We start from the raw sequence: 18,028 nt of genomic DNA, 5'->3' as shown, positions 1-18,028 counted from the left end.
GCCGCGAAGCAGCAGGGCGGCTCTTCTAGTATGCTAGAACGTTATTCGACCATCAGAGAGCAGGCAAATGCGGAGATTGTGATCAAAAAATCACGGTTCATCGGCTATGCGAAGCCTGTGGAGACGGAAGAGGAAGCGATCCAATTCATCGATGAGATCAAACGGATGAATCGGAATGCCACTCATAATTGCTCAGCCTATATGGTCGGTGAACGCGATCAATTCCAGAAGGCATCTGATGACGGTGAGCCCAGTGGAACGGCAGGCAAACCGATTCTTGAAGTCATTAAGCATAAAGGACTCAAAAATGTAGTAGTCGTTGTAACCCGGTATTTCGGCGGTATTATGCTTGGAGCGGGCGGCTTGGTCAGAGCGTATACGGACGGCGCAGTAGCTGGCATTGAAGCCGCAGGCGAGATTGTCAGAGTGCTGCATAAGGAAGTATATGTGGATGTCGACTACACCTGGTATGGGAAGCTGGAGAATGAGCTTCATGGGCGAGGTACAAGAGTCGGTGGTACGGAGTTCACCGATCGTGTGATCGTCAGGTGCTTGCCTGAGGTGCCTCAGGCGCCAGCTTTTATCGACTGGATTATTGATCTAACTGGGGGACAAGCCGTTATCACCGAAGGTGAGAGCGTCTACTATATTGAGGGCGAATAAGCTTGGCAGGAAAATTTAATCTCATACAAAGAGGCTGTGCAGCATGCTGCACAGCCTCTTTGTATGATACTGCCTTATTCTGCTAGCTGTACATATGCACATATTCGTTCAATATTTGTTAATTTGGGATTGACTAGAACCAATGATGTCTGATAAATTAATAATACCAAGTGAGTCAATGGGAATTCTGTTTATTGTTTCTGTATCACCTACGGCACGAGCCGATGGTCTGGAGGTCAAGTCACAGTGAATGTCATGTTTCGCAGCAAATGGTGGAGCTTTGGATTCCGCAGCACGATTATGGTTTATTTTTTCTTTCTTATTGTGCTCCCCATCTTAGGAATTTACACACAATCGCTCTCTAGCGGCTGGTTGCCGTTCTGGGACAGCATCTCAGATCCACTCTCATGGAAGGCTGTTCTTCTAACCGTCAAGCTTGCTATTATTGCAACGGTTATTAATGTATTAATCGGTACGATGATTGGCTGGGTGCTTATTCGCTATCGATTCCCCGGCAGGAGATTACTCAACAGTCTTGTTGATCTTCCATTCGCTCTCCCTACCGCTGTAACAGGTCTTATGATTCTGCTGCTGCTCGGTCCTGGCAGCTTCGCAGGAGGACTGGCTGAGAAGCTTGGCTTCGAGATTGTATTCCATGAACCGGCGATCGTTATTGCGATGGTATTCGTAACATTCCCATTCGTTATCCGTGCGGTACAGCCGCTGCTTGAAGAGCTGGATAAGTCGGAGGAGGAAGCCGCTTATACGATGGGCGCTTCTCGTGCTCGGACCTTCTTCAGCGTCATCTTCCCATCTATGCTTCCAGGCATTCTAAGTGGGGCGATGCTTGCTTTCTCTAGAGGATTAGCCGAATTCGGCGCTGTTGTGCTGGTTGCAGGCAATATTCCGGGGAAAACACTTATTGCATCGGTTTATATTTTTGGTGAAATTGAAAGTGACAATCCGCAAGGTGCAGCCGCAGTATCGGTGCTTCTGCTCACGCTCTCATTCATTATCCTATGGACCGTTAACCTCATTCAGTCGAGGAGGCCAGGACAATGACATCGAAGCTAAGCGTAAGGAATTTGTGGATTAGTCTTACCTATATCGTGTTCACGCTGTTGTTGATTATACCGCTTATTGAAATATTTACAGGGTCATGGGCTGATGGCTGGAGCGGCTTTGTCGATGGCCTTACTCGTCCTCAATCGCTTCATGCACTTGGAATGACTGCCATTATTGTCGTTGTTGTGACCGCTATTAATACCGTGTTCGGCGTTATGCTCGCACTTTATCTCGTCCGTGCCAAATGGATTGGAGACCGAATGAAGCGTCTGCTCAACAGTCTGGTTGATTTGCCGTTCGCGGTATCACCTGTTATCGGTGGTCTTATGATCGTCCTGCTACTCGGGCCTAGTACCGTAATCGGTGCGCTGTTCGAGGATGTAGGCATCAAGATCGTCTACGCGCTACCCGGCATGATTCTAGCTACATTGTTCGTTACGTTTCCGCTGATGGTGCGTGAAGTGCTCCCCGTTCTGCAGGAGATCGGAGCACAGCAAGAAGAAGCGGCCTCTACACTTGGCGCTTATTCCTGGTACACCTTCTGGAAGGTCACATGGCCTTCGATACGCTGGGGCGTTATCTATGGCGTTGTGTTGACAGTAGCACGATCGCTAGGCGAATTCGGAGCCGTGCTCGTCGTATCAGGCAACATTATGAATAAGACGCAGACCGCGACGACTCTCGTCTATCAGGATGTAGAGAACTTCAATGTCGTAGCTGCCAATGGTGTAGCGCTGGTTCTGGCGGTATTCTCCGTCGGACTGCTGCTGCTGATGGAATGGGCCAAAAAACGAAAGGAAGTGCATTAAGCCATGCATATTGAAGTTCGTAATCTAAGCAAAAGCTTTGGCGATTTTCACGCCGTGCAGAATGTCAGCTTCGAGATTGAAAAAGGTCATTTGATCGGGTTGCTAGGGCCGAGCGGCGGTGGTAAAACATCCATTCTTCGTATGCTGGCTGGTCTTGAGTCTCCTACTTCTGGCGATATTCTGTTCCACGGCAAGCGAGTGAATGATTTGCCGCCGCAAGAGCGGGGCATCGGCTTCGTCTTCCAGAACTATGCGCTCTTCAAGCATATGACGGTCTATGATAATATTGCGTTTGGCCTCAAGGTCAAAAAAACACCGAAGGACCAGATTCGTGACCGTGTCATGTCCCTGGTAGAGCTGACAGGCCTCAAGGGCTTCGAGCATCGACATGTGCATCAGCTGTCCGGCGGACAGCGCCAACGGGTCGCATTCGCTAGAGCATTAGCACCGGAGCCGCAGCTGCTGCTGCTGGATGAGCCTTTCGCCGCTATCGACGCTAAGATTCGGACAGAGCTTCGTACATGGCTGAAGGAAATGATCGAGCGTGTTGGTATCACTTCTATCTTCGTCACGCATGACCAGGATGAAGCGATTGAGGTAGCCGATGAGATTATGATAATTGGCAAAGGCAAGCTTGAGCAGAAGGGCACGCCTTGGGAAATTTATAAAAATCCGGAGACGCCGTTCGTGGCGAGCTTCATTGGCGAATCTACAATTGTGGAGGATCTCTCCGTGCTGAAAGGCTTCGAATCTGCTGCGAGCCGTCCTGGCACGAAGGCACTTATTCGTCCTGAGTATATTGAGATTGGCAAGCCAGGGGAGATTCGCTTAGCTTCAGCGACACTGGATGCGACAGTGAAGGCCCTGCATTTCCGCGGCAGCGAGTGGATGGTAGAGCTTCAGGTTGGTTCTGTGAAGCTGATTACGTACCGTTCACTAGAGAAGGAAGTGCTGCAGCCAGGTGAGCCTGTGCAGGTCTTGGTGCACCGTGCTTACTTATTCAATGACAGTGAGAGCTGGATATCGGAGAATAGCTTGAAGGTCGACCCGATGCCGATTCATATTTAACCATCATCCAAGCAGAAAGAGTTGTATGCGAACATGATTATTAATCGAGTAACAAGCCGGCGCATGCTCATCCTGCTGCTTGCTGCCATGCTGCTGATCCTAGCAGGCTGCGGCAGCAACCAGCAGACGAATGATCCTGATGCCGAATCTTCCGCACAAGCCGGTGATGTTACGCTTGTAATCGGTGCATATTCGGTTGTGAAGGACGCCTTCAGTGAGATCCTGCCGCAATTCCAATCGTATTGGCTGCAGCAGACTGGGCAGAAGGTTACGTTCCAGGAATCATACGAGGCATCAGGCACGCAAGCACGTGCTATTGCCGGCGGTTTCGAAGCGGATGTTGCCATTCTGGCGATGGAAGGCGATCTGAACAAAATAGCCGACGCAGGCTTCATTACGCATGATTGGAAGGCAGCTCAGAATAATGAGGGGCTGATTACGAATTCGGTTGTCGTACTCGGAACGCGTGCTGGCAACCCTCTTGGCATAACGGACTGGGATGATCTGACCAAGGATGGCGTTAAGGTGCTGTATCCGAATCCGAAGACATCAGGCGGCGCACAGTGGGATATCAATGCCATCTATGGTGCTGGACTGAAGAAGTCGGAGGAGCTGACTGGCAAGAAAGATCCGGCCTATGCCAAAAGCTATCTGGAATCCATCCACGCCAACGTAGAGTCACTTGATAAGAGCGGCCGCGCTTCGATGGCTGCGTTCGAATATGGGGTGGGAGATGTTGTCGTCACTTATGAGAATGAGCTGTTAGCGCGCATTAAACAAGGTGTGGATTATGATATCGTTGTTCCCCGGGATACGATTCTCATTGAGAATCCAGCAGCGCTCGTCGATGTGAATGCGGATAAGCATGGCACCCGTAAGGTAGCAGAGGCGTTCATTACTTATTTGCATAGCGATGAAGCGCAGCGAGTATTCGCAGATTATGGCTTCCGTCCGGTGAACGAGAAGATTGCCGAAGAGGTGAAAGACCGGTATGTGATACCGGAGGGCCTGTTCGATGTTAGTTATTTAGGCGGCTGGGCTGATATAAGAGAGACGCTCTACTCGAAGAAAGGTGTCTGGTATCAGGTTCTAGCTGGTATATAAAAGATAGCCTTGGCTAGAAGCGAGTCTGCTTCATGCCAAGGCTATTTTTTATGCTGAAAATGATGTTCTTTATTCTGCTTTCTGCAGAACGAATTTATTGATCACATGGGCTACGCCATCTTCGTTATTCGTAAGCGTCACATAATTGGCTACTTCTTTTAATGCCGGAATCGCGTTGCCCATAGCAACACCCAGACCAGCAGCTTCGATCATCTCATGGTCATTCCAAGCATCGCCGATTGCGATGGTCTGATCAATGGAGCAGCCAAGATGCTCTGCCATGAAGCGCAGTGCATGTCCTTTGGTGCCTTCCTTATGCATGAACTCCAGATAATGAGCTTTGGACTTCGTAATATGGACCCGGTCACCTATCAGCGGCTTCAATTGCTCGGCAACTTCATCTAGATAGGAAGGCTCGTCGATAATGAGCATCTTGGTATTCGGCTGCTCTAGCAGCAGCTCGAAGTCTTCGGCAACGACATAAGGAATCTTCGACAGCTTCGAATAGTTCTGTGCTCTCTCGTTATCTTCCTTGACGTATAGAATATCATTCACATAAAGCTGCAGATGCAGTCCATGCTCCTCTGTATACGCGTAGAGCTGCTTGGCAGCATCTGTAGGTACACTGCGCTCATAGAGCACTTGGCCGTCCAGCAGCGTCTTCACGAGCGAGCCTTGGTATGTAATAATCGGCACGTTTAATTGAATCTGGTCGGCGATTTTTCTAGCAGACGCATACATGCGGCCGGTGGCAAGCGTAACCGTAACCCCTTGGGCAATGGCTTCTTCCATTGCGCGCTTGGTTGCTTCCGTAACAAGAAGCTCATCATTCAACAGCGTATCATCTACATCAATGGCAATAAGTTTATACATAACAGCGGTTTTGCTCCTCTCAGGGCTCTATCTGTTTCTCACAAGCTAGGTTGATTGTAGCTAAAAAAGAGACGAGGTTCAAGCTATACCTCGTTTTCGGTTATAATGAAGGATAGCGGATATAGAAACGAATGGATTGGAGGATAGAAGCTGAGAATAGTAGGACAGCATAGTGGACAGACAGAGATGAATAAAGGAAGTGACTGAATTGAACTATTTTACAAGTGAGGCAGCTAAACAAAGGGTGATTGCTCTATGTGTTGGTGGTGGAGCCATCTGTATAGCAGCAGGATTCTTGTTAGGCTGGTTATGGATGGATTCACGTTATCCGATGCTCAAAGAACCATCTTTTCGTAATTTTGCGGCCTCGTATGAGACTATTCTAGACGATTATTTGAACGATACAGATGCAGAGAAGCTTATTAATGGTGCTTCAGTAGGGATGGTAGCCTCGCTTGAAGACCCATATTCCAGATATTTGGTCAAAGAGCAGGGCAATGCCTATACGGATAGCTATGAAGGTGAATTCTCCGGCGTAGGCGCTGAGGTTAGACAGGAGGACGGGCGTTTCATCGTATCAGGGCTGACCAAGGGCGCACCGGCCGAACGTGGCGGCATTAAGGCAGGAGATATCATCGTTGCAGTCAATGGCGAGACGGTGGAGGGGAAAACGTTCGAAGAATTGATCGGCATGCTCAGGGGAGAGACAGGCTCGGAGGTCAAGCTCTCGCTGCGGCGCAGCGAACAGACAGAGCCAGTTGAGATTAAGCTCATCCGTGAAGCTATTCCTGTACATACGGTAACAGCTGAAATGCTGGAGGATGGAATCGGACATGTAACCATTAGCCGCTTCGCCCAGAAGACAAGCGACGAGTTCAATGAAGCAATCGAGAAGCTTAAGAAGGAAGGAATGACTTCGCTGCTGCTGGATATGCGTTCGAACCCAGGCGGCTTGGTGAAGCCAACCATTGATATTGCGAGCAAGCTTATTCCGAAGGATAAGGTTATTCTCCAGGTCGTCTACAAAGACGAGCGCAAAGTCATTACGTACAAATCGACACAGGAAGAACCTTGGACGATGCCTATCGCAGTGCTCGTTAACGGGCAGTCAGCGAGTGCCAGTGAAGTGCTGACGGCAGCGCTCAAAGAGTCAGCAGGGGCTGTCGTTATCGGGGAGAAAACATTCGGTAAGGGAATCGTGCAGGCTTTTCAACAGTTCAAGGACGGCTCCGTGCTTAGTCTTACGGAAGCGCAGTGGAAGACACCGAATGGAACTTGGATTCACAAAGCCGGTGTAACGCCTGATGAGGAGGTAGCACTTCCTGCATACGCAAGCCTCAGTCCACTTCCTATCGGAAGTGAGCTTATGGTTGGCAGCTATGGGGAGGATGTGAAGACGCTGCAGCTGATGCTGAAGGAGCTTGGTTATTCTCCGGTTGGCAGTGTCGGATTGTTCGATGAAGAGACAGAGACGGCGCTGCGCAAGTTCCAGACAACCGAGAAGCTGGCCGTGAGCGGCCAATTCAATGACCAGACAGCTTATCGTCTGATCGAGCTGCTGAGCAAGAAGCTGGACAGTGAAGACAGCCAATTGCAGCGGGGCGTCGAGCTTTTAAAAAAATAAAAAGAGCTTCTAGCACGCTTTGCTATTGACAACGGGAATGATAATTAATATCATTTGAGAAGGTAATCAATACACCGTTGCGGTAGTGAGGTGACACGGCTTGAAGAAGATTAAGTATTGTACGAAAAATCTCAAGAACGGCACGAAGCCGGTCTACAAAGCGATGAAGGATAAGTTTCCCGACATCAAAATGAAAAAAAGCGATTGTCTGGGCAATTGCAGAACGTGCAAGCATGAATGCTTCGTTGTGATTAAGTCTAATACAGTAAGTGCATCATCAGCGGATCAACTATACAAGCAATTGAAGAAAATGATCGGCTGACGTCATAGATTTGGATAAATTTATAAGGACGGCTTTTGCCGTTCTTTCTTTTTGTGTTAAAATAAGGACAAATATAAAAAATGAGGTGCATAAGCGATGAATGACGTATTAGCAGATGCTTTAAATGAACAGATGAATTTTGAATTTTATTCCGCGCATGTGTATCTTGCAATGGCAGCCTACTGCTCCGCTGACAGTCTTGATGGATTCGCCAATTTCTTTGTCATTCAAGCTGAGGAAGAACGTTTTCACGCTATGAAAATATATAAGTTCCTTAATGACCGTGGACGCCGCGCTATTCTCAAAGGAATGGGCGATCCGAAGAATGAGTACACCTCGATGCTTGATGCATTCGAGCATGGTTACGCGCATGAGCAGCAGAATACAAAACGCTTCTACGATCTCGCTGACCTCGCGCTCAATGACCGTGAGCATGCTACCATGTACTTCTTGAAGTGGTTCATCGATGAGCAGGTTGAGGAGGAATCATTGTTCGACGGCATCATCCAGAAGCTGAAGCGTATCGACAAAGACAGCAATGCATTCTACATGCTTGATGCTGAGTTCGCACAGCGTTCCTTCACTGCACCAGCAGAGTAAGGCATACTTAAAGAATGGGATTAGCAGCAGATATACTTCGAGCTGCTAGTCCCATTTTGCATATAAAGAAGTCTGATGAAGGAGGAGAAGTATGCCATTAGCGGTCATTGAGAAAGCAGAGGCCGGCTACATTGCCCGTTACGAGCGTCACACGAAGCATTCTGCTGCGAAGGTCTGGTCTATGCTGACGGATAATGAGCAGCTGGCACAGTGGTTCTCAGAGCTGAGTGTAGACGAGCTAAGGGAAGGTGGAAGCTTCAAGTTCGATATGCAGGATGGGACCTTTGAAGAGATGGAGATTACCGAGCTCAAGGAGCAATCCATTCTCGAATATACATGGGGAGACGATAGCGTCCGCTTCGAGCTGTACTCAGAGGCTGATAGCTGTCGCTTGGTTCTCATCGAGAAGATAACGAAGCTCACGAGCCACACTCCTAAGGATATTGCTGGCTGGGACGTGTGCCTGGATGCCATTGAAGCCCTTCTGGATGGCAGGAAGACTGACGATCGCATGGACATATGGACCGTGAAATATGAGCAATATCAAGAGCTATTGAATAAGCTGCAATAGGGATAGGTAGCGACTGTTCTCCGAAACGCATTCGGGGAGCAGTCGTTTTTGTTTATAGGATGTGTAGATGTTTTTGGAAAATGAAGCTGCCCTGTATGTTATACAGCCAAATGAGCATGTCCAGCAGAAAAGCACCTTTATTCTGTATTTCATACAGTCAAATTAACCGGATCCGACTCTACTTGTGCTTTTACAGCTAATCTACTGTAATGAATGCAGTCTGGCCTCGCAATTAGCCTCTCATTCGCGAATAATCCTGTACGTACTGCAGGGTAGTGGCACATCACATAAGCATGAGGAGAAGTTGAAGGGATTATATGGTAATATTAGGTTTGAATAGGCATGGGAGGAAGGGGATGCAGGATGGGGAAAACGATTATGAAAGCTCTCGCTACAGGAATCATATTCGTCGTTGTTTATTATGCTGTTCAGATGGTAAGAGGAATGTATTTCACAGCGACTGACGTACCAGATATCATTGAGGCCTATGAGTCGGTGGATAACTTGCAAAGCACGGTTTCAATTGGATATGACCTAGCCCTCAGTCCTCTGTGGATCGTTGTTCAAGTAGTTGGATTGCTGCTGCTGGGAGCCGGTGTATACTTCATTGGTCGGGCAATAAGAAGCAGGCTGTCACGTGTATGATGAGAATAACTGGCTGGTTCCGGGCTCGAAGATTGAAAAAGAAACTAGAGCTGGTCGAGCCTTTATACATCATTATGAACGATGAAGAGATGATCTGGTATGAAGAACAATGGGGACTGGCGCAATCAAAAGAAGGACTGATTGACGAATTCAAAATAGCTGCAATAGTAGCCTTTATCAGCAGAAAAGTTGATGAATGCTCGGCATATCTGAACGAAACAGTTAAGACGAGAAGAGCGAATGATGAGCTAGCCTTTTATAGAGAATACGTAGAATTATTAAAGAGATTCACAGCTAAAGGATTTAATAATGATTTTATTATGATGTATATGTATTTGTTTAATGAGCTTGCTCTAGGCTGTAACGTAAAGATAAGAAGTGCGTTAGAACAGCAATCCGTCAGGGATTAATAAAACACTTTGCTCTGGAGAAGATCAAGAGCTTGCTCGATTTGCTTCAGTTCGTCCTCGGTGAGGTGGCTCATTCGTTCGGACAGGCGAGCTTCAATATGGCCAAAAGCTTCATTCATAACGGCTTCACCGTCATCCGACAGATGTATATACTGCTTGCGTCGATCTTCCTCATCGGTAATCTTCTTACATAATTGTCTCTCCGTTAATTTGCGCAGCTCTCGGCTCGTGTTCGGCATAGACATATGCATGCAGTCACTAATTTCACTTAATGTTACAGGCTGGCTGACAGCAATGTATTCCAGAATTTTGTATTGAACAGGTGTAATATCCTCCAGCTTCACGTCTTTCGTAAAGTCGGCTGATATTTGATGAACGGCTGTTGTAAATGCTACGAATTTTTGGAACAGAACATTATTGTCCACGTGATCACCTCTACAGCTACGATATCAAATTTATTATCATAAAACAATTATCTTTTGACAACTAAATTGGGGTTGTGGTATCTTTTACTTATCAAATGATAAGTAAAGGGGTTTTGACGATGAACTTGTTAGTTGTGTACACGCATCCGAATCATAAGAGCTTAAGCTATGCTTTTTTGCAGGAGGTCCTGAAAGGCAGTAAGGAGAATGCTCATATTGATGAGATTAGAGTATTGGATCTATATGAGGAAGGGTTCAACCCGGTCTTGGTGTTTAACGAGAACAAACGCAGAAGAGATATGCATGCCGATCCTGATCTTGCCAAGTATAGGGAGCAGCTTACTTGGGCGGACAAAATCGTATTCGTATATCCGATCTGGTGGGGACGTCCTCCTGCCATGCTTATGGGATATATTGATCAGATGTTTGCATCGGGGTTCGCATACAAGGATACAGGAAAGATGCTGCCGGAAGGTCTGTTGAAGGGCAAGTCCGTTGTCTGTATTTCCTGTATGAAGGGGCCAGCGCTCTATCCATTATATTGGCTCAATAACTCACACAAAGCATTAATGCGCAAAGCGCTGTTCAATTATGTAGGCATCAAAAAAGTGAAGTTCTTCGAATTCGGCAGCATGGAGAGCCCGCGCGGCAAGCATAAAGAGAAATTATCCAAGATTCATCGTTATTTCACAACGGTCAAATAATAGCTATTCATCGGCTCGAGGCACTTATATCTAATTGGAGTAATAACGACCGTAAGCAGCAGCTGCATGTGGAGTAACGAATGAGTAGATACGGAGGAGAAGCATCATGTTAGTTACGTTACAGCGGCTCTGCGGGTATGCGTTGTTATTGTTTGGATTCATGATTGTCATTGTTGGCGATTTGCCGGGAAAGTTGTTGGAGCAGGGTTAGTTGTTGCTGGATTTATCCTGATATCCTTGGCTGAGCTCGTACAGCTGCAGAAGGGCTCCTATTATCGCTCGCTAGGACTGCCTTATACGAAAGCAGATCTCAACATCATCATTAAACGTTCGGAGAAAAAATGTAAAATCAGATTCTCTGCGTGTATGCCCGCAAGATGAGACAGAGTATCCGCTCATTCGATTGAATGGCGAGCTGTATGTGAGAGCAAGAGCATTTCTCACATACATGAAGCAGAATGAGATGGAGTATACATTCGCGCTTCCTAATCGATCACCAATTCGTCTAGACTGCTCAGACTATTATTTCCCGGGTGTTAAATTGTTCGGCTTTCGTGACCAAGTCTTCGTTATGCTCTCTGAGCTGCCTGTTGTATCTCGAATCGAAGGAGAATTCCTTCATATTGAAGTTACCTCTGAAGCCTTCTTATAACGGGAGGGTGAAGAAAAAGGATGAGCTGCCGGAGAAGCGAAGCGTGCGCAGCAAGCAACGAACGCGATGAAGGAATCCAAGGAAACGGCTCTGAAAATCGACCCGCCCTGGTCAAGTTGATGCAAGAGATGAACGCGATCCGGCAGAAAACCGACAACTTTCTGGACAATCAGAGCGTGCAGCTCAAGAATGCCGTTCAGGACGTGGTGAGCCGAACGAAGCGCGCGGTTTTATTTTCACTGAAATAAGGAGCAGAACCAAATGATACAAAACAGAGAAGCAACTGTTAATGGCTATGAAATGATTGTAAATATTTGGGAAGGATCGGTAATGGGCACTCATCATTTTTTGAGTCTTAAGGATAGAGAGGAAATAAAAAAAGAATTACCCATGTATTTTCCTCATCTTGATGTACGTCTCTGGTATACCGAAGACTCTATCATTGGTTTTACCGCCATCAATGAAAATCACTTGGAAGCACTGTTTCTCGATTTCGATAAAATTGGCAAAGGGTATGGGAAACATATTATGCAATCATGCATCAATAGTTTTGGGATCACGTCCGTTGATGTGAATAAACAAAATGAGAATGCGACAAGGTTTTACTTAAAAAGTGGTTTCGTAATAACCGGTGAAGATTTGACGGATGGAGCAGGCCGCCCTTATCCCATTTTACATTTGAAATACAATGAACAGCAGAAGTAATTCTTCTGTCCAGGCTGTCGAGAAATCGACAGCCTTTTAAATAACTATTGACTATTTTTTGGACGACACATAGAAGTTTAATGATTCTACGATACATAACTTTACATGCTTTTAGGTGATTCAACAATTCGTCAAGTTGTAACTCGATAAAATAGCATTACTCTAATGTTAAGAAATGTTTTTTGTTTATTGTTGTTCTTTGTTAGTTGTACCATTAAGCTAAAGGGAGACTTTAGCTGATTATCAAATGAAATAAATTTCCAGATCAGGAATATGAATGGGGGGTCCGCAGATGGGTAACCAAGCATTAGAGCTATATAAGGAATTCATTGATGATCTGGTAGAACTTCGCCCAAGTGTGTATCCTCGTTGGATAACGGGTAATGGCTGGCCGGAAACAGTAGAGAATGAGAAGATCAATAAAGTCTTGAGTGAGTTGACTATAGAACAAAAAGAGGTATTAGCACTAATCACCCAATCGGCAAGAGACAGTGGGATTCATGATGTACTTGTCTATCTGACGGACCAAATCAATCTTGAAGGGGTCGAAATCGTTAAGAATGGCATCAAGATGGCCACCGATACATTTGAAGCCGGTATGCATTATGACTGGGTATGCCGAAGAGAAGGAGATTCCTGGCCGGATCAGAATAGCTAATTATCCGTCACTTGTTAGAATGCGCTGTTGAGCTACCACCTACGGTTTCAGAAACAAAAGCTTTTGCAGAGAACTTTTCTGACTTTTCATCAAATCGAATTATGTTTACTATTGAGAATTTGGAAGGTGAAAATGTTGGAGGAATTAATCTAAACAGTATCGATGAAAGAAATGGTACCTTTAGCATCGGGATTCAAATTGACAGAGATTATCGAGGTAAGGGATACGGTACTCGAGCTGTACATATACTCTTAAAATATGCATTCTTTGAGCTGAGACTTAATAAATTCAATGATTACTTTCTTGAAGGGAACGAGGCATCGGCCGCAATGCTTAGGAACGTGGGCTGTATTCAAGAAGGGGGTCGTCGGCAAGTGTTTTACACTAATGGAAGATACTACGATTCAATATTGTTTGGGCTAACAAAGGACGAATATATAGAACGTTTTTTCAAAGGTTCAGTGTAATACTTAAACAGGGATTGAGCTAACTAAGAACTTTAATATAACATTTGGAAAGCAAGGTGAGCGGTGATATGTTGGAAGATACATTTGTCTGGGGAATATTCGTAGCAGATAGTTCTACTTCTAAGCCATTCCCGAATTTCTTTCCGGTTGGACTATATACAACACGCGAATTAGCTATTAAACAAATTGAGACAATGGCTAGGGAAAATAATTATCAACTTCTTAAAATGCCAATTAATAAAGATTTCTCGTATTACCATAAAAAGAATGGGAAATTAGTTGGAATGGATGCTATCTATCACGAACATTTTCATTTCAAAGACGAGTCTCATTAACTAACCATTAAGCTATTGGGTAACGTATAATAAAACAGTGGCATTGTGGGACTTTATTTTTCTATCCAGGGCTGCCACTGTTTCTTTTTTATGTGCCATGACAGCCAGATCTTGGCCGCACAGAATCGTTAGGTGGATGCTAAGGGGAACGGTAGACGGAAAGGGCCTTTGTCCATGGATTTCTACATCATCAGATGTAATAGAGGAAATCCGTGGACAACAGCGCTCCAAAGATCCATCCTTTTTCGCAGCAATCCCCACCCACTCCATCCCTAAGAATAGCCGACCGCAAGAAATCCGGTCGGCTATATCTTTCCCTCATCCAATGTTCTAGATGGATGAATGAATGAGGCGGTGGGTGGGAGAGCGGAGAAAAGAGGATGGATTCTGGAGAAGCGAAGCGTTCGCCTTTGTCCACGGATTTCTACATTTTCAAATGTAATAGAAGAAATCCGTGGACAACAGCGATCGTAAGAACCATCCTTTTTCGCAGCAAATCCCATCCCATCCCATCCCATCCCATCCCATCCCATCACAGCCAAATAAGTTCAAATACATCTAGAACAACAACATAAACGACTCGACCACCTCAGGATCGAACTGCTTCCCTTTTTGCTCACTTAAGTAGGTTAAGGCTTGCTCTGTGGGCCATTTCTCTTTGTAGGGACGTTTGCTAGTAAGCGCATCGAAGACGTCGACCACGCTGACGATGCGAGCTTCAATCGGGATCTGGTTACCGGCCAATTGATGAGGATAGCCGATCCCATCCCAACGCTCATGGTGATGCAGAGTAATATTCTTGCTGGCTGTCAATTCGCTCATGAGCAATTCATCATTGAAATCACTAAATATTTTCTCAATAATATCGGCGCCGATCTGTGTATGCATCTCAATAATGGTACGCTCGTAATGCGCTAGAGGTCCTGGCTTATACAGAATCCCTTCCGGTATGCCGGATTTGCCAATGTCATGCAGAATACTGGCAGAAGACAATCTGCTCATGTAGGCTTCGCTCCAGCCGAGCTCTAGCCTGTCATTATGGGAGCGCGTTAGTCTCTCTGTGAGCTCTTTAACGCGTAGGAGATGCGGCTCAATGCCAGGATCACGGATTTCGCAGGATATAGCGAGAACCTTCAGTAGTGAGCTCTGAATCGAACCGATCCGTTCTTCAGGCAAGTAGTATCCACTCCGAAGCTGCTCGAGCTCACGGAAAACCCCAATATAGTAGAGTGTATCCTCAACCTTATAAGGTGTGATCGTAATGGAGGAATGCCATAAATGCCCATTGCGCTTCCGATTCGTGAACACTCCAGACCATGAACGCCCAGCTTTTAGTGATGTTTTCATGCTGTTATGTGTTTCGGTGGGGGTGAAGCTGGTTCGTAGAATACTGGCTTTTTTACCTATAACCTCTGATCCCTGATAGCCAGTCATTGTCTCATAGCTAGCGTTGACAGCCAGAATATGATGATGCTCATCTGTAAGGATGACGGCATCAGCGAGGCTAAGAAAGGGCTGTAATGGTTCAATCATGCTGATAGGCTCCTCAATCGTAAGCAGATAGGATAAAAGGTGATACGGCCGCAGGCTTGCCGCGGTAATAAGACGGTGAGCTGATATACAGCTCCTCCTGCGCTCTAGTGACTGCGACATAAGCAAGCCTTCGTTCCTCTTCAAGTGCGGCTTCTGCTTTATTGTCGCCTACCTGAATGGCGCTCCGATCGCTGTTCTTATCCGCAGATAGCGCAGAGCTATGCGGCAGAATTCCCTCGGATACACCGCACACGAACACAATAGGAAACTCTAGACCTTTGGATTTGTGTATCGTCATGAAGTTAACGGCGTCGGCTGTCCGATTATCCAGCTTCAATTGCTTCATCTCGGCGTGCTTCGCCGCAATCTCATCAATGAAAGCTAGGAATGGTCCAATCTTATCGAAGCGCTTCGCGGCAGCTTCAAGCTCATCAAGCATCTCTCTCAGCGAATCTTTGTGCTCGGTCAAGCTCTGTCCCTTGTTCGCCTCAATAAATTGATCATAGAATTGCCCGCGAAGCAGACGTATGGCTATGTCCGGCTTCATGGCTTCCAGCGAGCGGATCAGCTTGATTCGTTCTTTTATTTTTTCTTTATGAAATTCCTTAATGGCCGGAAAACGGGTAAGATGAATCAATGGCCATTTTTTGGCCTGCTGCTTCTCTTGATTCCAGATAAACGCCATAGCTTGATCCGGCTTCACATACAGCGTCGCAAGCATAGCCTCCATAGCATCGAAATTCCGACGCTCGGTGGCAAGCCGCAAATGGGCGATAACAGGCTTAATGACCCACTGCTCATAGAAAGACTCACCGCTTCCGTAATCGATGAACGGTACTTGTCTAATTACGAGCTGATCGAAGATTGCACGGCTGCTGCTTGCTGTGCGGAACAGAATTGCGAAGTCTCCGAAGCGGCGTTCCTTCTTGCTCTGCTGGGACACAATCGTATTGACGATAAGCTCTGCTTCGTCATCGCTGTTGCCAGGACGAGCGAATACAGGCGGAGCTCCATGCGGCTTGGCAGTTTGTAACGTCTTGCTGCGGCGCTGCTTATTATGGCGTATGACAGCATTGCCGAGCCCGACAATGCCAGAGCCCGATCTATAATTGATATCGAGTATGACATTCTTCGCTCCGGGGAATTGCTGCTCGAAGTTAAGAATGTAGTCATTCCTTGCTCCATTGAAGGAATAGATCGTCTGATCGTCATCGCCTACGACCATCAGGTTCCGGTGGGGGGCAACGAGCAGCTTGATGATCTCGTATTGGACTTTGTTCGTGTCCTGGAACTCATCGATCATGACATATTGAAAGCGGCTTTGCAAAGTGCGCAGCAGGGATTCATCACGCAGGAGCAGCTGGTAAGCTTCAAGAAGCATATCGTCATAATCGATCAGTCCTGCTGCCGTCTTCCATTCCTCGTAGAGGGTGAATAGCAGCTTAATCTGCTGCTCTTCTTCCGTAGAGCTTGGGAGATCACTAGTGGCGATCATCTGCATTTTGTAGGCCGAGAGCAGCGTAATGAGTGTCTCAGGCTGGAAAGTCTCATGCAGATTGCGCTCACGGAGCAATCGCTTGAAAAAAATCTGCTTGCGTCCGGACTCTCCCAGAATACCCTGCTTGTATCCGCGTCTGCGAAGCATCAGCAGACAGAAGGAATGGAAGGTTCTCGCTTCGATGGCAGCTGCTGCGCCATGAGGAATATTCGGCAGACGGCTGATCCGCTCACGCATTTCTTCAGCTGCCTTCTTGGAGAAGGTCATGAGCAGCAGCTGCTGCGGACGAATGCTGCGAACAGACAGCAAATAACCCGTTCTGCAGACGAGCACGGAGGTTTTGCCTGAGCCGGCACCCGCAAGCGTCAGCAGAGGCCCTTCGTTATGGCGTACGGCAGCGATTTGACGCTTATTGAGGCGGATGCCATCCTGCTCCAAAGCACGGAAGTAGTAGGCATCGTTCTCTGTATGACCGACCAGCTGCTCGCTTGTATCACCGGAAGCAAGTGCGGCAGGGGCAATGTTTTTATTCGTGATGCCATGTGGTCGTTTGACATACGTTTTGTTATTTGTGTTGTAGTTGCTATTATTATTGTTGTTCATATCGTTTTAATCACCTGTGCTTGATTATAGCATGATAGTATAGGACATATTACGATAAATAAAGAAGAAGAAAGTATAAATTTGTGAGGTATTCCTATGATACAGACAGCTAAGATTGAAGATGTTGCACAAGTTATGCCCCTCATTCATGCGGCAATTGGCGATATTGCCTGCTCGCTTGCCGGCGTCGATAATGAGAAGGAAGCCATGGAGATATTGGCATTATTTTATGCAGAGGAAGGCAACAGGATCAGCTATAAGCATGTTATCGTCGATAAACAGAATGACATCGTGACTGGCATTCTGGTCTGCTATGGCGGCAATGATGCAGAAGAGCTGGATAAGCCTTTTATTGAACGAGTGAAGAGAGAAACGGGCCAAGCAGATTATACGATAACACCAGAGACGAGACCAGGTGAATTCTACTTGGATTCCATTGCAGTGGATGATAGATTCCGAGGGCAAGGCATTGCGAAAAGTCTGATGCAGGCGTTCGAACAGAAAGCTGTTCAAGAAGGCTATAGCTTGGTATCCCTCATCGTGGAAGAAAATAATGCTCGAGCAGCCTCCCTGTACGTTAGGATGGGCTACGAAGAAGACGGCGTGCTTGTCGTCAGTGGACATCTGTATAAACGAATGGTTAAAAAGGTTGGTTGAACAAAAAGCACTCCTGACTTTCCCCAAGCAGCAACAG

At 46.5% G+C, this 18,028-nt stretch carries 23 protein-coding genes; 19 read left to right on the top strand and 4 right to left on the bottom strand.

The genetic code is table 11. The features are described 5' to 3' along the window. Nucleotides 1-30: 30 nt before the first annotated feature. The 5 genes from AC6ESP_RS09430 to AC6ESP_RS09410 all read left to right on the top strand — a co-directional run bounded on the left by AC6ESP_RS09430 (nt 31) and on the right by AC6ESP_RS09410 (nt 4,709). Nucleotides 31-663 (top strand): YigZ family protein, encoded by a 633-nt coding sequence (locus tag AC6ESP_RS09430; protein WP_497096458.1) that lies wholly within the window; start codon nt 31-33, stop codon nt 661-663. Nucleotides 664-918: 255 nt separating this feature from the next. Further along, a complete protein-coding gene (gene cysT / locus AC6ESP_RS09425; protein WP_497096524.1) occupies nt 919-1,725 on the top strand; it encodes a sulfate ABC transporter permease subunit CysT in 807 nt (268 codons plus the stop codon). Next, entirely contained in the window at nt 1,722-2,537 is an 816-nt protein-coding gene (locus tag AC6ESP_RS09420; RefSeq protein WP_497096457.1) for a sulfate ABC transporter permease subunit, read from the top strand. Before cysT ends, AC6ESP_RS09420 begins: the two co-directional genes overlap by 4 nt. Nucleotides 2,538-2,540: 3 nt before the next feature. Beyond that, on the top strand, nt 2,541-3,605 hold the full coding sequence (locus AC6ESP_RS09415; protein ID WP_497096456.1) for a sulfate/molybdate ABC transporter ATP-binding protein: 1,065 nt from the start codon (nt 2,541-2,543) through the stop codon (nt 3,603-3,605). A 33-nt stretch (nt 3,606-3,638) separates the two neighbouring features. Beyond that, a complete protein-coding gene (locus AC6ESP_RS09410; protein WP_497096455.1) occupies nt 3,639-4,709 on the top strand; it encodes a sulfate ABC transporter substrate-binding protein in 1,071 nt (356 codons plus the stop codon). Nucleotides 4,710-4,778: 69 nt separating this feature from the next. Here AC6ESP_RS09410 and AC6ESP_RS09405 read toward each other — a convergent pair whose 3' ends face one another. Then, the gene (locus tag AC6ESP_RS09405) at nt 4,779-5,582 is read right to left on the bottom strand and encodes a Cof-type HAD-IIB family hydrolase (protein WP_497096454.1); all 804 of its coding nucleotides are present in this window, start codon (nt 5,580-5,582) and stop codon (nt 4,779-4,781) included. Nucleotides 5,583-5,781: 199 nt separating this feature from the next. Here AC6ESP_RS09405 and AC6ESP_RS09400 point away from each other — a divergent pair, with 199 nt between their 5' ends. The 6 genes from AC6ESP_RS09400 to AC6ESP_RS09375 all read left to right on the top strand — a co-directional run bounded on the left by AC6ESP_RS09400 (nt 5,782) and on the right by AC6ESP_RS09375 (nt 9,754). Then, nucleotides 5,782-7,206, top strand: a complete 1,425-nt coding sequence (locus tag AC6ESP_RS09400) for a S41 family peptidase (RefSeq protein WP_497096453.1) — start codon at nt 5,782-5,784, stop codon at nt 7,204-7,206. Between the two features lie 100 nt (nt 7,207-7,306). Continuing rightward, nucleotides 7,307-7,528, top strand: a complete 222-nt coding sequence (locus AC6ESP_RS09395; protein ID WP_497096452.1) for a DUF1450 domain-containing protein — start codon at nt 7,307-7,309, stop codon at nt 7,526-7,528. 96 nt (nt 7,529-7,624) lie between these two features. Beyond that, a complete protein-coding gene (locus AC6ESP_RS09390; protein ID WP_497096451.1) occupies nt 7,625-8,128 on the top strand; it encodes a ferritin in 504 nt (167 codons plus the stop codon). A 91-nt stretch (nt 8,129-8,219) separates the two neighbouring features. Continuing rightward, a complete protein-coding gene (locus AC6ESP_RS09385) occupies nt 8,220-8,699 on the top strand; it encodes an SRPBCC family protein (RefSeq protein WP_497096450.1) in 480 nt (159 codons plus the stop codon). Between the two features lie 363 nt (nt 8,700-9,062). After that, the gene (locus AC6ESP_RS09380; protein ID WP_497096449.1) at nt 9,063-9,344 is read left to right on the top strand and encodes a hypothetical protein; all 282 of its coding nucleotides are present in this window, start codon (nt 9,063-9,065) and stop codon (nt 9,342-9,344) included. A gap of 32 nt (nt 9,345-9,376) precedes the next feature. Next, nucleotides 9,377-9,754 (top strand): hypothetical protein, encoded by a 378-nt coding sequence (locus tag AC6ESP_RS09375; protein WP_497096448.1) that lies wholly within the window; start codon nt 9,377-9,379, stop codon nt 9,752-9,754. On the opposite strand, the gene AC6ESP_RS09370 is transcribed toward AC6ESP_RS09375, so the two are convergent. Next, the gene (locus AC6ESP_RS09370) at nt 9,751-10,179 is read right to left on the bottom strand and encodes a MarR family winged helix-turn-helix transcriptional regulator (protein ID WP_497096447.1); all 429 of its coding nucleotides are present in this window, start codon (nt 10,177-10,179) and stop codon (nt 9,751-9,753) included. The two genes, AC6ESP_RS09375 and AC6ESP_RS09370, sit on opposite strands and share 4 nt — an antisense overlap. A 119-nt stretch (nt 10,180-10,298) precedes the next feature. Between AC6ESP_RS09370 and AC6ESP_RS09365 the strand changes: the two genes are divergently transcribed. The 7 genes from AC6ESP_RS09365 to AC6ESP_RS09335 all read left to right on the top strand — a co-directional run bounded on the left by AC6ESP_RS09365 (nt 10,299) and on the right by AC6ESP_RS09335 (nt 13,700). Beyond that, nucleotides 10,299-10,883: an NAD(P)H-dependent oxidoreductase gene (locus AC6ESP_RS09365; RefSeq protein WP_497096446.1), complete on the top strand. Its 585-nt coding sequence runs from the start codon at nt 10,299-10,301 to the stop codon at nt 10,881-10,883. Nucleotides 10,884-11,331: 448 nt separating this feature from the next. Then, nucleotides 11,332-11,535 (top strand): hypothetical protein, encoded by a 204-nt coding sequence (locus AC6ESP_RS09360; protein ID WP_497096445.1) that lies wholly within the window; start codon nt 11,332-11,334, stop codon nt 11,533-11,535. 20 nt (nt 11,536-11,555) lie between these two features. Continuing rightward, nucleotides 11,556-11,783 carry a hypothetical protein gene (locus AC6ESP_RS09355; protein WP_497096444.1) on the top strand — a complete coding sequence of 76 codons (228 nt, stop codon included), beginning with the start codon at nt 11,556-11,558 and terminating at the stop codon, nt 11,781-11,783. Between the two features lie 13 nt (nt 11,784-11,796). Further along, nucleotides 11,797-12,240, top strand: a complete 444-nt coding sequence (locus AC6ESP_RS09350; RefSeq protein ID WP_497096443.1) for a GNAT family N-acetyltransferase — start codon at nt 11,797-11,799, stop codon at nt 12,238-12,240. A gap of 292 nt (nt 12,241-12,532) precedes the next feature. After that, on the top strand, nt 12,533-12,898 hold the full coding sequence (locus AC6ESP_RS09345; protein WP_497096442.1) for a DUF6547 family protein: 366 nt from the start codon (nt 12,533-12,535) through the stop codon (nt 12,896-12,898). Between the two features lie 11 nt (nt 12,899-12,909). Continuing rightward, a complete protein-coding gene (locus AC6ESP_RS09340) occupies nt 12,910-13,365 on the top strand; it encodes a GNAT family N-acetyltransferase (protein WP_497096441.1) in 456 nt (151 codons plus the stop codon). A gap of 44 nt (nt 13,366-13,409) precedes the next feature. Further along, nucleotides 13,410-13,700: a hypothetical protein gene (locus tag AC6ESP_RS09335; RefSeq protein ID WP_497096440.1), complete on the top strand. Its 291-nt coding sequence runs from the start codon at nt 13,410-13,412 to the stop codon at nt 13,698-13,700. Nucleotides 13,701-14,258: 558 nt separating this feature from the next. On the opposite strand, the gene AC6ESP_RS09330 is transcribed toward AC6ESP_RS09335, so the two are convergent. Both AC6ESP_RS09330 and AC6ESP_RS09325 read right to left on the bottom strand, forming a co-directional pair. Further along, nucleotides 14,259-15,233 (bottom strand): HD-GYP domain-containing protein, encoded by a 975-nt coding sequence (locus tag AC6ESP_RS09330; RefSeq protein WP_497096439.1) that lies wholly within the window; start codon nt 15,231-15,233, stop codon nt 14,259-14,261. A gap of 13 nt (nt 15,234-15,246) precedes the next feature. Beyond that, complete coding sequence (locus AC6ESP_RS09325) at nt 15,247-17,334, bottom strand: ATP-dependent helicase (RefSeq protein ID WP_497096438.1); 2,088 nt, start codon at nt 17,332-17,334, stop codon at nt 15,247-15,249. 96 nt (nt 17,335-17,430) lie between these two features. Between AC6ESP_RS09325 and AC6ESP_RS09320 the strand changes: the two genes are divergently transcribed. Next, a complete protein-coding gene (locus AC6ESP_RS09320; protein WP_497096437.1) occupies nt 17,431-17,991 on the top strand; it encodes a GNAT family N-acetyltransferase in 561 nt (186 codons plus the stop codon). The last annotated feature ends 37 nt before the right edge of the window (nt 17,992-18,028 follow it).

The sequence above is a fragment of the Paenibacillus xinjiangensis genome (assembly GCF_059686975.1).
The sequence above is the reverse complement of the archived record's forward strand: the minus strand, read 5'-3'. Positions and strand labels throughout refer to the sequence as shown.